13 protein-coding genes are annotated in these 15,348 nt (G+C 61.4%); 1 reads left to right on the top strand and 12 read right to left on the bottom strand.

The genetic code is table 11. From position 1 onward, the window contains the following. Positions 1-141: 141 nt before the first annotated feature. Positions 142-3,339, bottom strand: a complete 3,198-nt coding sequence (gene ileS, locus HMPREF3147_RS05035; RefSeq protein WP_070445317.1) for an isoleucine--tRNA ligase — start codon at positions 3,337-3,339, stop codon at positions 142-144. 363 nt (positions 3,340-3,702) lie between these two features. Between ileS and HMPREF3147_RS05030 the strand changes: the two genes are divergently transcribed. Continuing rightward, positions 3,703-4,776 carry an HNH endonuclease signature motif containing protein gene (locus tag HMPREF3147_RS05030; RefSeq protein ID WP_070445314.1) on the top strand — a complete coding sequence of 358 codons (1,074 nt, stop codon included), beginning with the start codon at positions 3,703-3,705 and terminating at the stop codon, positions 4,774-4,776. A 116-nt stretch (positions 4,777-4,892) separates the two neighbouring features. Here HMPREF3147_RS05030 and HMPREF3147_RS12845 read toward each other — a convergent pair whose 3' ends face one another. The 11 genes from HMPREF3147_RS12845 to HMPREF3147_RS04980 all read right to left on the bottom strand — a co-directional run bounded on the left by HMPREF3147_RS12845 (position 4,893) and on the right by HMPREF3147_RS04980 (position 15,338). Continuing rightward, entirely contained in the window at positions 4,893-5,063 is a 171-nt protein-coding gene (locus tag HMPREF3147_RS12845; RefSeq protein WP_167595650.1) for a hypothetical protein, read from the bottom strand. Positions 5,064-5,186: 123 nt separating this feature from the next. Further along, positions 5,187-6,317, bottom strand: a complete 1,131-nt coding sequence (locus HMPREF3147_RS05025; RefSeq protein WP_070445311.1) for a DivIVA domain-containing protein — start codon at positions 6,315-6,317, stop codon at positions 5,187-5,189. Positions 6,318-6,485: 168 nt separating this feature from the next. Further along, positions 6,486-6,797: a YggT family protein gene (locus HMPREF3147_RS05020; protein WP_070445308.1), complete on the bottom strand. Its 312-nt coding sequence runs from the start codon at positions 6,795-6,797 to the stop codon at positions 6,486-6,488. 227 nt (positions 6,798-7,024) lie between these two features. Beyond that, the gene (locus HMPREF3147_RS05015) at positions 7,025-7,447 is read right to left on the bottom strand and encodes a cell division protein SepF (protein ID WP_012715146.1); all 423 of its coding nucleotides are present in this window, start codon (positions 7,445-7,447) and stop codon (positions 7,025-7,027) included. A gap of 67 nt (positions 7,448-7,514) precedes the next feature. Further along, a complete protein-coding gene (locus HMPREF3147_RS05010) occupies positions 7,515-8,225 on the bottom strand; it encodes a YggS family pyridoxal phosphate-dependent enzyme (RefSeq protein WP_070445305.1) in 711 nt (236 codons plus the stop codon). After that, positions 8,225-8,965, bottom strand: coding sequence for a peptidoglycan editing factor PgeF (pgeF, locus tag HMPREF3147_RS05005; RefSeq protein ID WP_070445302.1), 741 nt, complete (start codon positions 8,963-8,965; stop codon positions 8,225-8,227). The genes HMPREF3147_RS05010 and pgeF overlap by 1 nt, the downstream gene beginning before the upstream one ends. Before the next feature lie 24 nt (positions 8,966-8,989). Beyond that, positions 8,990-10,354 carry a cell division protein FtsZ gene (gene ftsZ / locus HMPREF3147_RS05000; protein ID WP_070445299.1) on the bottom strand — a complete coding sequence of 455 codons (1,365 nt, stop codon included), beginning with the start codon at positions 10,352-10,354 and terminating at the stop codon, positions 8,990-8,992. Between the two features lie 206 nt (positions 10,355-10,560). Then, positions 10,561-11,220 carry a cell division protein FtsQ/DivIB gene (locus HMPREF3147_RS04995; RefSeq protein ID WP_083276441.1) on the bottom strand — a complete coding sequence of 220 codons (660 nt, stop codon included), beginning with the start codon at positions 11,218-11,220 and terminating at the stop codon, positions 10,561-10,563. Further along, on the bottom strand, positions 11,213-12,703 hold the full coding sequence (gene murC, locus HMPREF3147_RS04990) for a UDP-N-acetylmuramate--L-alanine ligase (RefSeq protein WP_070445293.1): 1,491 nt from the start codon (positions 12,701-12,703) through the stop codon (positions 11,213-11,215). Before murC ends, HMPREF3147_RS04995 begins: the two co-directional genes overlap by 8 nt. A 38-nt stretch (positions 12,704-12,741) precedes the next feature. Beyond that, complete coding sequence (gene murG, locus HMPREF3147_RS04985) at positions 12,742-13,827, bottom strand: undecaprenyldiphospho-muramoylpentapeptide beta-N-acetylglucosaminyltransferase (RefSeq protein WP_070445291.1); 1,086 nt, start codon at positions 13,825-13,827, stop codon at positions 12,742-12,744. 29 nt (positions 13,828-13,856) lie between these two features. Next, positions 13,857-15,338 carry an FtsW/RodA/SpoVE family cell cycle protein gene (locus HMPREF3147_RS04980; protein ID WP_070445288.1) on the bottom strand — a complete coding sequence of 494 codons (1,482 nt, stop codon included), beginning with the start codon at positions 15,336-15,338 and terminating at the stop codon, positions 13,857-13,859. Positions 15,339-15,348: the final 10 nt, after the last annotated feature.

Below are 15,348 nucleotides of genomic sequence, written 5' to 3'. Positions count from 1 at the left end.
GGGCAATCTCCCGAACATCCCGTAACCACGGCGTCCTTCCTTAGGCCGCCCTTCGCTTCCTGTGCACAGACGCAAAAAGCTCCGCCTCCCACATCCGGGAAGCGGAGCTTTTCTGCAACCGTTTACGTCGCTGTTGTCGCCTTAGGCCTTAGCCACCGTGGCGGTCGCGCCCTTAAGAACATCATGGACGTTCTGGCCAGCACTAGGCGCGAGAGCCTCGGTCGTCACAGCGAAGTCGACAGCGAGCACCTCCGCCGCGATGTGCTCGCGGTGGCGGTTCGCCCACTCCTCCTTCTCCGCGGGGACAGACAGGACCACGGTGATGCGGTCGGTGACCACGAAGTCCTCGGCCTTGCGGGCATCCTGCAGGCCACGGATGACATCCGCCGCCCAGCCCTCAGCCTCCAGCTCTTCGGTGACGTTGGTATCCAATACCACCAAGCCATCCACGCCGTCCACGCGCGCCGTGGACTCCGGGTTCGCAGCCTTGAGACGTTCCGTGTACTCATCCGGGGTCAAGCGGATATCGCCGTCAACGATAACCTCCTCGCCGTCACGCTCGTAGTTGCCCGCCTTCAGGTTCTTGATGGCGCGCTGTACGTCCTTGCCCAAGCGCGGGCCTGCCACCTTGGCGTTGCAGACCACCTCGAAGGTGCCAACTTCATCGACGTCATCGGTCAGCTCAACGTCCTTAACGTTGACCTCATCGCGGATGATGTCCTTAAAGTCGGCCAAGCGAGCCGAATCCGGCATCGCCACGGTCAGCTTCGGCAGCGGCAGGCGGTTGCGCAGCTTATTGGACTTGCGCACAGACGACGCCGCCGAAGCCACCGCGCGGGTGGCATCCATGGCGGCCACCAGGTCCGCGTCAGCCGGGTAGTCCTCGGCCTTCGGGTAGGAAGCCAAGTGCACAGAGCGCTCACCGGTCAGGCCGCGGTAGATGACCTCAGCCACGTGCGGCAGCAACGGAGCCACCACGCGAGAGACCGTCTCCAGGACCGTGTACAGGGTGTTGAAGGCCTCCGGGTGGGTCTCCTCGCCCTCCCAGAAGCGGTCGCGGGAGCGGCGCACGTACCAGTTGGTCAAGGCATCCGCGAAGAGACGAACCTCCTCGGTTGCCGTAGCAATATCGGTATTCGCCAGCGCATCATTCGTGTTCTTCACCAAGTCATGCGTCTTGGCCAAGATGTAGCGGTCCAGAACGTTGGTGGAGCTGACATCGAACGTCGCGTCCTGGGAAGCGTAGAGCTGCAGGAAGGTGTAGGCATTCCAGATCGGCAGGATGGCCTGGCGCACGCCCTCACGGATGCCCTGCTCGGTGACGATGAGGTTGCCACCGCGCAAGATCGGCGAGGACATGAGGAACCAGCGCATGGCATCCGAACCATCGCGGTCAAAGACCTCGTTGACGTTCGGGTAATTGCCCTTGGACTTGGACATCTTCAGGCCGTCATTGCCCAGAACGATGCCGTGGGCCACAACCTTCTTGTAGGCCGGGCGGTCAAAGAGCGCGGTGGACAGCGCATGCATGACGTAGAACCAGCCGCGGGTCTGGCCGGAGTACTCCACGATGAAGTCCGACGGCGAGTGGCTCTCAAACCACTCCTTGTTCTCAAACGGATAGTGCTTTTGTGCGAAGGGCATGGAACCGGACTCAAACCAGCAATCCAACACATCCGGCACGCGGCGCATCGTGGACTTGCCCGTCGGATCATCCGGGTTCGGGCGGGTCAGCTCATCGATGTGCGGGCGGTGCAGGCTGGTAGGACGCACGCCGAAGTCACGCTCCAGCTCATCCAGAGAGCCGTAGACATCCACGCGCGGGTACTCCGGGTCATCGGAGATCCACGCCGGGATCGGAGCGCCCCAGTAGCGGGTACGGGAGATGTTCCAATCACGAGCGCCCTCCAGCCACTTGCCGAACTGGCCGTCGCGGATGTGCTCCGGCAGCCACTCGATCTCGTTGTGGTTGAGCTCCACCATGCGGTCACGGAACTCGGTCACCTTGACGAACCATGCTGGCAGAGCCATGTAGATGAGCGGCTCGCCGGAGCGCCAGGAGTGCGGGTAGGAGTGCTCGATGGTTACGTGGCGCACCACGCGGCCAGCTTCCTTCAGGTCCTTGATGATGGGCTTGTTAGCGTCGAAGACCAGCTGGCCCTCGTAGGGTGGCACCTGCGAGGTGAACTTACCGTCCTCATCCACCGGGATGACCAGGCCCACGCCGTACTTCTGGCAGGTGAGCATATCGTCCTCGCCGAAGGCCGGAGCCTGGTGAACCACGCCGGTACCGTCCTCGGTGGTGACGTAATCTGCGAGCAGCAGCTGGTAGGCGTTCTCGACATCCGGGAAGAAATCGAAGATGGGCTGGTACTTGAAGCCCTCTAGCTCAGCGCCCTTGAACGTCTTGAGAACTTCCGCCTCACCCAGCTCCTTGGCCAGGGTGCCGGTGAGCGCTTCGGCCATGATGAAGGTGCGGCCAGCAAAGTTGCCCTCGGTGGCCTTGAACAAGACGTAGTCGACCTCCGGGTGGACCGCCAGCGCCAGGTTGGACGGCAGGGTCCAGGGGGTGGTGGTCCAGGCGAGGAAGGAGGCATCGGCAAGCTCGGCGTTATCCGCCAACGTCTTCTGCGCTGCGCTTCCCTCCACAGCGCCAGCTACCGGGAAGGTCACCGTCAGGGTCGGATCCTGGCGCATCTTGTAGGAATCATCCAGGCGCGTCTCCTGGTTCGACAGCGAAGTATGCTCAGCCCAGGAGTACGGCAGTACCCTAAAGCCCTGGTAGATCAGGCCCTTGTCATAGAGCTCCTTAAACGCCCACATCACGGACTCCATGTAGTTCAAGTCCATGGTCTTGTAACCGTTCTCGAAGTCCACCCAGCGGGCCTGGCGGTTAACGTACTCTTCCCACTCATCGGTGTACTCGAGGACGGACTTGGCGCAGTACTCGTTGAACTTCTCCAAGCCCATCTCCTCGATCTGGGCCTTATCGGTGATGCCGAGCTGTTTTTCTGCCTCCAGCTCCGCCGGCAGACCGTGGGTGTCCCAGCCGAAGACGCGCGGGACGTGGTTGCCGGCCATGGTGCGGTAGCGCGGGACGATGTCCTTGACGTAACCGGTCAACAGGTGACCGTAGTGCGGCAGGCCGTTGGCAAACGGAGGGCCATCATAAAAGACGTACTCGGGGCAGCCCTCGGTTTGCTCGAGGCTGGCTTTAAAGGTGTCGTCGCCCTTCCAGTACTTCTGGACTTCCTGCTCCATATCGGGGAAACGGGAAGACCCAGCAGTCATATCGACTTTGGGATAAACACTGCCGACGTTCGCGGGGTTATTACTCATCTAAAAATTCCTTCACTCGTTCGCTGTGGCGGGGACGCGCCTTGCGGCTCGCGGTACCACCCCGCTTGGGCACCGAGGCGCCCCGCTTCGTTGATGTGAAGGAGATGACGGTCCCTACCCGCCCGGTTCTAATAATGCTCCGCTAAGCGCGAAGCACGTTCTTCCGGAATGCTCCCCGGTGATAGCCGGCTCACTGCATATGCCTAAAAGTATAGCGAGGCGGTCAAGTTTTCACAGGCCCAGGTTCCCGAAAGCCTCAAAATAGAAACGCCAGTACATAAAAGAGGCACCTGGGATAAGGTTTTCCACAGGAACATTTTTTCTAATGCGCACAGGTCATAAGGTGTTTTAAGCTCCACAAATATGAACGCGCTACAGACTTTCCTCAACGCACTCGGGGCCGGCATCGATGTCGTCGCCGAGTGCGAAGGCATGTCTGAAGCAGACCTCATCGCCGCCGGTTCCCCAGACAAAACCGCGGCGGAGTTGGTACGGCTGCATACGAGCTTCTTTGGCAAGACCGCCATGACGCGGATGCAACGTGACGCAGTGAAGGCAGCGCGCCAACGCAGGCATTCTTTGCCTACCTTGGAGATCATCGACCGCTATGCCCGCAAAGCCAAAACACAAGCGTTGAGCTGGAAACTGCGTCTTGAACTCTGCCGGACGAGCGCCGATACCCTCGCGATGGAAACACTGGCGAAAAAGAAGCTCAAGGAACACTCGGCACCACCCACGCCGAAAGAGGGCGTGACTGTTTACCGCCGCCGCAATGCACCGTGGACGATGGCAATAACAGGTCCCTCGCACCTGATTGCAGAGCTTAGCGACGCCATCGACCGCGAACGCCCCCTCAAGTCCATCCGCGAGGCCTTCTTCAAAGGTACTGCCCCGCGCCGCGGCCTGCAGACTAATATCCTCGTACCACTGGAGGCCATGACAAAGATCCTCGACGGTGACGGCGAGGAAATCACCCTTCACATGACCAACGGTGCCACGATGACCGGCGCGGAATACCTCAACAAGGTCATCGCTGATGAGATCGATAAAGAAGGCGCACTCGCGACCCTTTTCCACCCCTATCACGGGCCGGTCAACCTCTACTACGAGGAGCGCTCGGCCAGCATCAAGCAACGCATTATGGCTATGGCCGAGTTCCCAGTCTGCGCGTGGGATAAGTGCATGAAACCAGCCGATGAATGCCAGGTTCACCATCTCATCGCGTGGAAGAACGGCGGGTACACCAACCAAGAAAACCTGGTGATGCTCTGCCCCTATCACAACGGGGTGAACCAGGACGATCCGAATGCGCCGCCGGGTCGCGGCCGCATGGCTCGGGTCGGGGGTAAAGCGAAAAGGACACACGGCCCTCCCCCACCGCCCACGCCGTTGCAAGCGCCTCCCGGGCTATTCGGCACCCCGGAAAGAAACGACTAGGAGCTACACAACTAGGAGTCTTCGCACAAGCAGCCCTCCACCCAGAATTATCACTGGACCGAGGGCTACTCGTCGTGTCCGAGATACGCGCGCTACAGGTTTTCTGCGGGACCGGGCTACTCGTCGTGCTTGCGGCGGAGTTTAATCACGGTGTCTGCGATGAAAAGAACAATGCCCACCCCGGCGGAAGCGAAGAGTAGGTACAAAGACCACTCAGCGGCAGTGAGGATGTAGTTCACGAAGGCCAAGAAAGCGACAAAGGCCAACAGCAATGCGCCGATAAGCATGCGTGCTCTCCTTCCCTCACCAATGACTAAGGGCTCTGTGCTTTACAAAGAATGTATACCTACGAACGTATACCTACATAAAAGAATAACGGCGCCCCCGCAGGGACGCCGTTCATTCACTGATTAATTGTTGGACTTGCCGGTTTCACCGTTGGGAGCAGCGGTGCCGCGGGACTCCAGCTCCTCAAGCTGAGACTGCAGCAGGGTCTTGAGGCGGGTACGGGACTCGCGCTCGAAGGTACGCAGCTCGGAAATGCGAGCCTCCAGAGCGGTCTGCTGCTGCTTGACCGTGTTCATGACCTCGGTGTGCTTCTTCTCGGCATCCGCCTGCAGGGCAGCTGCCTTCTCCTCAGCCTGGCGAATCTGTGCCTCGGCGCGGGACGTTGCGTCAGACTCAGTCTGCTTTGCCTTGTTCTCGGCATCCGCCACCAGCTTCTTGGAGCGGGTATCGGCTTCCTGCAGCTGTGCATCGTAGCGCTTCTGGGCGTCAGCAAGCTGGGCCTTGGAGTGCGAGTCAGCGTCGGCAAGCTGCTTCTCTGCAGCCGTACGAGCCTCAGCGAGCATGGACTCGGAATCAGCCTTAGCCTCGCTGGTAAGACGGTCCGCCATCTCCTGAGCCAGACCCAGCACGCGGGCGGCCTGCATGTGGGTATCCGGGGTGGCGAGGCCCTGTTCGGTGGACTGAGCAGCACCTGCACCAGCCACAGCAGCGGCGGAGGAGGCAGTGGTGGAAGCAGCCGAGTTCTTCTTTGCGGACTCCAGCTCCTTCTTGGTGCGCTCCAGCTCCTTCTTGGAGGCCTCGAGCTCGCGCTTGGCAGCAGCAGCTTCTTCGCGAGCAGTCTTAAGCTCCGCGGAGTTGTCCTGCGCCTGAGCAGCCGGTGCCTGGGCGGACTGTGCCTGAGCGGCCTTCGCCTGCTCCTGCGCACGCTTGGTCTCTTCCTTGGCCTTGGCGATCTCGTTCTTGGAGTCAGCCAGCTTTGCTTCGTACTCGGCGCGCAGCTTGGACTCGACTTCCTTACGTACGGCGGCCTCATCGACCTTTGCGGCAGAAGCGCCGCCAGCAGCGGGAGCCGGAGCCTGAGACTTCAGTTCCTCAACCTGGGCGTGGAGATCATCGTTCTCATCCTGCAGCTGAGCAAGAGCATCCTCAACGAGGTCGAGGAACTGATCGACCTCATCCTCGTTGTAGCCACGCTTGCCAATTGGCGGCTTGCTGAAAGCGACGTTGTGTACATCAGCTGGTGACAGTGGCATTGACTTCTCTTCCCCTTACGAATCGGTCAAACCTCTAGAGGGTCCAGAGGCCGGGTACATATGCGGTTAATAATACGGATTGTGGTAACTCATTGTATCCGAATCAACACATTATCTAACGCTGGCACGAGTCTCAACGTTAACAGGAGGGTTTAATACACCCGTTTATTACATTGCAAGCCCATTGGCGCTGAAAAATAGCCAGCCAATAAGTTGCGAAAGGATGGACAAAAGCAGGAACAAAACGATGATGGAAACGTCGAGCGCAATGCCTCCTAGCTGCAGCGGCGGAATAACCTTACGCAGCGCCTTAACTGGCGGGTCAGTGACGACGAAGAGCACCTCGGCAACCATCATGAACCAGCGGGGCGGATTGAATTGGCGCGAGAAAGACTGAATCATCTCGATGACGATGCGCGCCAACAAAATCCACGAGTAAAGACTCACGGCGACGAGCAGAATTGAACCTAAAGCATTCACAGTGCCCGAGCCTATCCGAACCACCCCCGCGGACGGTACTCCCCTGCCCGAGGGTTCGCCCTCGGCGAACAGAGATGGCACCGCGGCAGCCGCACCGCCGCCGAGAATACCGCTCCGCTTAGACCGCTAGGGAAATAGCGAGAAAACCAACAAACCGCCCCATCGCCCTCTCCCCCTTAGCCAACACAGGGGAGAAAAGGCGCTGAAGCGGTTAAAGCGCGAAGTTTTTAGCGCAGGTGCGCTGCACGCTCGAGCTCAACAGTGGAGATATCGGCGCCCTTCGGCACGATAGCGAAAACCTTACGGCTGGTGTCCACGCCCTTCGTCAGGTTCTTCATGCGGCCTTCCAGTGCAAAGCAGAGGCCAGCAGCGAAGTCAACGAAGCGCTTTGCGGAGCCGCGATCAGCGTCAGTGAGCTCGAAGACCACTGCGTCACCGTCACGGAAGGGGCCGCCAACCTTCGCTGCATCGTCGAAGGAAACGAGCGACAGCGCCACGATAGTCGGGACAAATTCCTCTTCCTGCTTTTCGTAGGAAGGTGCATACGCCGGAGCGCTATAAGCGCGCTCGTCTGCGTAGTAAGCATCGTCGGCGTCCATGTCCATCGGGCCTAGCCCGAAGAACTCTTTAGTCCTATCAATCAGTGACATTCTGGGTCTCCCTCTGACCTAGTGTGCTGTTCATTTGCTGTCTTATAATGCACTTTTACAATGACAATTAACCTAGCGGGCGCTCTCCCATAATTCCGGTTCCGACACGCACGACATCTGTTCCAGATGCAATCGCCGGCTCCATGTCAGCGCTCATTCCGGCGGACATTTTCAGGTCTCGCCCAAGCTTGGCCGCCACCTCATCCGTCAGCGCCCTCACCTGGGTGAAAACCTCCGCCGGATCGCTCTCCAGCGGTGGAACCACCATGAAGCCACACAGCTGCAGGTTCTCCAGATCTTCGACCAGATCCACCAGAGCGGATACCCCCTCTAGCGGGCAGCCACCACGCGCGGTATCACCGTCGGCGGAGACCTGAATATAGACCGGAAGCGTGTCCTCACGCTGGCCGCGCTCCTGGGCAAGAGCCACGCCGCGGTCGAGTACTCTGGCGAGTTTTTCTGAGTCAAGCGAGTGAACACTATGCGCCCACCGGGCCACGTGGTTCGCTTTCTTGGTCTGTACTTGGCCGATCATGTGGAACCGCATCTCGGGCAAGGCCTCCGCCTTGGCGCGGGCCTCCTGCTCGCGATTTTCCGCCACATCCGTTACCCCTAGCTCCGCTAGCAGCGCGATGTCTTCGGCCGGGTGAAACTTCGTCACAGGCAGCAGCTGCGGGGCGGGGCGGCCAGCGGCCTCAGCAAAGCGGTGAATATCCGAACGGGTGCGCGCCAGGCCGGCCCGCAATTCTTCGCGGCGCGCGGTGTTGTTATTAGTCATTAATCCTCCAACCAAATCACGCCGGCTTGGCGTCCAGTAACGCCCTCGCGGCGATATGAAAAGAAATCTGTGTCCTCAATCGTGCAGCGTGGGTCCGACTCAATGGCCGTGACTCCCATGCCCATCAGCTGGCGAATCACACCGGCGCGCACGTCGACGCCCCAGGTACCCGACGCCGTGCGGGTCTTGGAGCCGGGCAGGTGCTTCTCGACGTCCTCCGCCATCTGCTCCGGAACCTCATAGTTACGCCCAGAAGCGGCCGGCCCCATAAGCACCTGGATCGACGAAGGGGTAGCCCCCAGCTCAATCATCGCGTTGACCGTGTTCCGAACGATTCCATTGCGCGCGCCCAGACGCCCGGCGTGGGCGGCACCGATGACGCCCGCGGAGACGTCGACAAGCAGCACCGGCGTGCAATCAGCCACGAGCACGCCCAACCCCAGGCGTTTTTCGGTGGTCACCACCGCATCGGTGGCCGGCACGGGCTCCTTCGCGCCGCGGTGTTCGGCGCCCACGACCGTCACGGTATTGGTGTGCAGCTGCTCCATCCACACGATGTCCTCTAATCCCGTTGCTCGGAGAAGTCTCTCGCGATTGGCGGCCACAGCGGCGGAGTCATCGCCGACGTGATCGCCTAAGTTGAAAGAGTCATAGGGGGACGACGACGCCCCGCCAGCACGGGTTGTAAACACCATGCGGACGGGGCGTCGTGCTGCGTGTGCTTCCTCGTTTACTGGCATGCACTCCAGAGTAGCTGGCGGGGACTAGCGCATGAAGGACGGCACGTCGAGATCGTCGTCGCCATCGTCATCGAAGTCACGGCTGTTGCGCTCAGCGGGGCGCGAGAGGCGGTACTCGTCATCGGCACCACGGCGGTACTCTTCGCCACGGAAGCGATCCGAGGTGGTAAACAGTCCGCTCGACGGGGCTGGCTCAGCCGGCTGCTCGCGCTCGTAGGAGTGGCGCGGGGTGTACTCCTCGCGGCCGATGCGCTGGGACTCAGCTCGCTGCGGCTCGGCACGGGTGTACTCTTCGCGCGGGGCCTCGGTGCGCGGCGCGGCGGGGCTCTCAGGCTGTGCTTCAGCACGGTTCTCGAAGAGGGAACCCGGGCGTGCGGCCGGGGTAGCCTCCGAACCTTGCTGCTGTGCCTGGCCAGACTGCGCCGGCTGGGAGGTCATATTGGCCTGCGCGTCGAAGCCGGTGGCGATAATGGTAACGCGGACTTCGTCTCCAAGGTTGTCATCGATGATGGTGCCGAAGATGATGTTGGCGTCCTCGTCGGCGCGCTCCTCCACCATGGAGGCAGCCGCGTTGACTTCGTGGAGGCCCAGGTCGGAGCCACCAGCGATAGACAGCAGAACGCCCTTGGCGCCCTCCATGGTGGACTCCAGCAGCGGGGAGTTAATGGCCTGCTCAGCAGCGTTGAGCGCGCGGTTATCCCCGCGAGCAAAACCGATGCCCATGAGGGCGGAACCGGCGTCGGACATGACGGAGCGAACGTCCGCAAAGTCGACGTTGATCATGCCCGGGATGGTGATGAGGTTGGTAATACCCTGCACACCATTGTGCAGGACTTCGTCGGCGGCGCGGAAGGCTTCGACGATAGACAGCTCCTCGCCGCCCAGCTGCATGAGGCGATCATTCGGAATAACGATGAGGGTATCGCAGACCTCGCGCAGCTCTTCGATGCCGGCCATGGCCTGACGGGTGCGGCGCGCGCCCTCGAACTTGAACGGGCGGGTAACGACACCGACGGTCAGAGCGCCCATCTTCTTTGCGATGGAGGCAACGACAGGGGCTGCGCCGGTACCGGTTCCGCCGCCCTCGCCAGCGGTGACGAAGACCATGTCGGAGCCTTGGAGGGCGTCTTCGATTTCGGTCTTGTGATCCTCCGCGGAGGTCTTTCCTACCTCCGGGTTAGCGCCGGCGCCGAGGCCGCGGGTGGCCTCGCGTCCGATGTCGAGCTTGGTATCCGCATCCGAGAAAATCAGCGCCTGGGAATCGGTGTTGATCGCCACGAACTGGACTCCCTTGAGCCCTTCTTCGATCATGCGGTTGACAGCGTTGACACCGCCGCCGCCGACGCCGACGACCTTGATGTCCGCGAGATTGTTGCTAGATGAGATCATACGAGGGTCTCTTGCCTTTCGAATAAGGTTTTAATGTAAACGAGGAGGCGCCTCTTTTCGTGAGAGGCGGTTACATCCATCTTTAACGACAACGGGGTAATTTCGGCGCACATTTTGCCGCGTGTCGGTACCCTCAACCTCTACTTTAGGGTTGCTGACATGCGGTTTTCTTAACAAGCGCCCCACCCGTCCCACTCGCGACGCCCCTAGCGGCGAGTCACCAGCGACGGGTTAGAAATGTTCCAGGATTCGCCCTCAAGCTTGAGCACATCTTCGAAAGCAATCGCCTTGTTTTTATTGTCTTCGGATGCCCCCCAAAAGATGGTTTTCTCATCCTTTGTGTGGAAAGTCAGCGAATACCTGTCTGCGATCTCGAGGGTCGTCACCTTCTCCCGAATCGGCGCGGGGAGGGCTGCAACGGCCTCGACGGCCGCCTGCATCTCTGGGGAGCCGGAGTCTGTGCTACCGGTCAGCTCCACGGCCTCGGGTGGTGCTTCATCTTCCACAAATTCCTTACCGTGATTATCTACCAACACCGTCGTGCCACCATTGCGAACAAAGGCCACTGCCTCATGTTCGGTGATCTCAATGTGCACCGTCGACGGGAATGCCCGCGATACCGTCGCGCTTTCTACCCACGGGAGCGACGCCACGCCCTGCGCGGCCTCGCGAGCATCCAAGCGCGCAAGGTTCGAGCCCTTGGCGACACCACTAGCTTGCTCCACATCCTCAGCAGCAACGTGATCGTTTCCCACCACCTCGAAGGATTTCACCGTGAGGATAGGAAAAAGCCACACTGCGGCTGCAGCGATGACCGCTACAAGTAGCACCACGCCCACCGCGAGCGCCCCAGTCTTTTTAGACATTCGGTTCCTTCGGCTCTTCCGCCTCATCGTTGCGTCCCAGCTCGGACAAAATCTCACCGGCTACGTAGGTAACCGTGCCCGCACCAATCGTGAGGACGATATCACCGGGCTGTGCCAGGGAAATGACATCGCCAGCGGCTTCGGAGAAATCGGGTTCGAAGATGACCGGCATGTCCTCCGGCATCTTATCGGTGATGATGCGGGAGGTAATTCCTTCAACCGGTTGCTCGCGGGCTCCGTAGATGTCGAGGACGACGGCGGCGTCGGCAAGCGCCAAGGCCTGAGCAAACTCTGCGTCGAACTTCATTGTCCGGGAGTACAGATGCGGCTGGAAGCAGGCGATAACACGCGCCCCCTCATCCTCCGCATCCGCCTTCGCACGGGCCGCGTTAAGTACCGCGGATACCTCCGTAGGGTGGTGCGCATAATCGTCGAAGACGCGGATTCCGCGCTCGCTGCCGCGGTACTCGAAGCGGCGGCGCACGCCCGTAAAGTCGGTCAGGCCCGCGGCCAGTTCCGCTGGGTCTCCGCCGGCCAGCGTGCCGGCCAACAGCGCGGCCGCCGAGTTGAGCACCATGTGATGCCCGGGGACGTGCAAGTCATAAGACAACTCCTGCGGCGCCTGCCCCGGCAGGGCCAAGCGAACGCGGACGTGCGCGCCGGCGGCGGAGACGGTTTCCTCCAGAATCTCCGCTGCGAGGGGCACGGAAGAATCTTCGCCTACCGCACTGCGTGCGCCGTAACCCAGCACCTGAATACCACGCTGTGCTGCGCGTTCGCCGGTAGCGGCCGCCTGAGCGTCTTCAAGGCAAACTACCAAGTAGCCGCCCTCAACAACGCGGTCTGCAAAATCATCGAAGACCTGAAAGTAGCTTTCCGCGGTGCCGAAATAATCCAGGTGATCCGGCTCGATATTGGTAATCACCGCCACGTAGGGGCTGTAGCGCAGTAGTGAAGCATCGGATTCATCGGCTTCTGCAATGAAAGCATCACCCGTGCCGCCGTGCGCGTTGGTTCCGGCACGGTTGAGCTGGCCACCGATGGCGAAGGAGGGGTCGAGGCCCGCCTGCTGCAGCGCGGACACCGCCATGGAGGTAGTCGAAGTTTTTCCATGAGTACCAGCCAGCAGGACCTGGCGGTGGCCGTCCATCAGCTCAGCCAGCAGATCTGATCGACGGATGACCGGGATTCCGGCCTCGCGCGCAGCAATGAGCTCGGGATTGTCGTGTGGGATGGCGGCGAAGGAGGTCACGACCACGGTTGGCTTATCACCAGTCAGGTCAAGGTTTTCAGCGCCATGGCCGATGGCGATGTGCGCACCCATCGTGCGGAGGACGTCGACAGCCGTCGATTTCTTAACGTCCGAGCCGGCGACGACCGCGCCCCGACTAACCAGAATACGTGCGAGACCGGACATGCCGGAGCCGCCGATACCGACGAAGTGGACGCGGGACAGGTCCGTGGTGGCAGGGGTATCAGTCATGGTGAAAAATCCTTCTTTCATTAACCTGTACTGTGCGTCTAGCCGCGGTTCTCGGCGGCGACACGCTGCGCGATGCGGTCAGCGATGATAGCTGCAACCTCGCCGGCTGTGCTGGCGTCAGCGGCAGTACGCATGGCCGTCAAAGTTTCGGGGTGGTCAAGGATAGCGCGAACTTCGGCAACGAGGCGCTCCGAGGTCAATTCGGCGTCCGGAACTTGGACCGCGGCGCCGGATTCCACCAGCGCGCGCGAGTTCAGAGCCTGCTCGCCATTGCCGTGCGGCAGCGGCACATAGAGTGCGGGCAGACCGGCCGCGGAGACCTCTGCCACCGTCATCGCTCCGGAACGGCAGATCATGAGGTCAGCAACGGCCAAAGCGCCAGCCATGTCATCGATATAGGGCACCGCGGTGTAGTGCTCGTGCTCAGCCGGTGCCTCGTTCTTTTTGCCATAGGCGTGCAGCACTTGGAAGTCTCGGCACAGGTCATCGAGCGCGCCGGCCACGGCAGTGTTGATGCTCACTGCTCCCTGTGAACCGCCGGTCACCACGATTGTCGGGCGATACGCGTCGAGGTTCCAGTTCTGGCGCGCATCCGCCGCCTTTGCGCCGTCGGGATCCTCACCCATTCCCGGCCGCACGGGAATTCCCAGGACCTCGCCGGGCATACCTGAGCCTTCCTGCGCGTTGATGCCCGTGCCCCCGAGGCGCACCCCCAGCTTGTTGGCCATGCCAGCCAGAGCATTCGTCTCGAGCACGAAGAACGGGATACCCAGAGACTTCGCCGCCAGATAGGCCGGCGCAGCGACGTATCCTCCAGTACCAAAAACCACATTGGCCCCGACGTCCTTCAGAACCGCGCGGGTTTCCCGGACAGACTTGAGGACCCGCCACGGCAGCTTCGCGGCATCGGCGTTGATCTTGCGTGGGACTGGGACCGGCGTAATCATGCGCAAATCGACGCCACGCGCCGGCACGATATCACTTTCCAAACCTCGTGGGGTTCCTAGAGCGGTCACCCGCGCGCCATGGCGCTGGCGCAGCTCCTCCCCCACCGCGAGCGCTGGTTCGATGTGTCCGGCGGTGCCGCCACCTGCGATGACGACGGAAATCGGCGTGTCATTCATGCACTACACGCTACCAGCGCCGCGCTTTCTTACCGTCGCTCGCCGCGCCGATACTCCCGGCGATACTCCCGCCGCTGTTCCCCCTGCGGCGTCTGCGAGCGCGACGAGCGTCCCGTTACTGCACGCCCAAATCTTTCCTCGCGGCTGCGCTCAACATGGCGCTGGGAGCGGTCGCGGTGCGCGCGCTGGGAGCGCGTGCCCTCCCCTCGTTCACGCGGGGCCCGGTGTGCCCCGCCGCGACGCTCATTGGGCGGCGTAGGTTCGGGGATAAAGAAGATACGGTCGAATAGCGGGCGCCCAAAGTTCTGCATGGCGGAAACCTGCAGCGGCTCGTGGCGCGCCACATTGCACAGCAGGCCCATCGAGCCAATCGTGATCACCGCGGCCGTACCACCCGCAGAAATCATCGGCAGCTGAATACCCGTCACCGGCAGCACGCCGATCACGTAGCCAATGTTAATGAATGCCTGCACGACAACACCCACCGCCAACGTGGCGGCCAGCAGGGACTGGAATTGGTCCTGGGCGCGTGTTGCCGCCCGCAGCCCGAAGTAGCCCAGTACGGCGAACAGCCCGATGACCAAGGCACCGCCCCATAGGCCCAATTCCTCCCCAATGATGGCGAAGACGAAGTCATTCTTCGCCTCTGGGAGGTAGAACCACTTGGCGCGTGACTGGCCGAGGCCAACGCCCCAGAAGCCGCCGTCGGCAAGCGAAAGGAAGCCCTGGTAAGCCTGGAAACCGGTTCCTTGTGTGTCCTCGATATTGCCGCGCAGCGCATCGAAATAAGTGTGGAAGCGGTGCGAACGGAAGCCGCCGGCCAAGAAGACGGTGACCATGCCGATGGCGCCGAAGACACCGACGACGGTCGGAACACGCCAGTCCACACCGGCGAAGACCAGAGTGAACACGACGATGAGGGCGAAGGAGACACCCATGCCGAGATCGCCTTGGGCCACAATCAGCACGAACATGATGCCGGCGATGATGGAGTACATCATGAAAGGGTCCGTCAGGCGCATCGAACGGTGCGTTTTATCCGCCAGCGCTGAAGCGCCGTACATGCCCACGGCCACACGGGCGAACTCAGAGGGCTGGAAAGCCACGCCACCAGGCAGCATGATCCAGGACTGTGAACCGACCTCCACACGACCGGTACCAATGCCGGGCACGAGGACGAGGATAAGAAGCAGGATGGATAGCCCCAGAAACCACGGCACGAGTGCCCGGAGCGTGCGGGGCGACATGCGCAGGCCAATCCAAAACACGATGAGGCCGGCGATAACGAGCACGCACTGGCGCAGTGCAGCAGACCACGGGCTATCGGTCTCCGACAGCGACGTCGCCATCGATGAGGAGAAGGCCATGAGCACGCCGATGCCGATGAGCGAAAATATGGCGATGCGCAGCATTAAATAGTCAAGCCCGGGGTAGGCGCGGAGGCGCTCGCGGAGGTCACGCAGGTGGTATCCCAGCGTGCGTTGTGGCTTCTGGGTGCTGGTGGCGGTCACGGGTGCTCCT

Origin of the sequence: Corynebacterium sp. HMSC05D03 (assembly GCF_001807205.1) — a bacterium.
In the GTDB taxonomy this organism is placed as follows: Bacteria; Actinomycetota; Actinomycetes; order Mycobacteriales; family Mycobacteriaceae; genus Corynebacterium; species Corynebacterium aurimucosum.
Note: the sequence above shows the minus strand (reverse complement) of the source record. Positions and strands in the feature narration are given on the sequence as shown.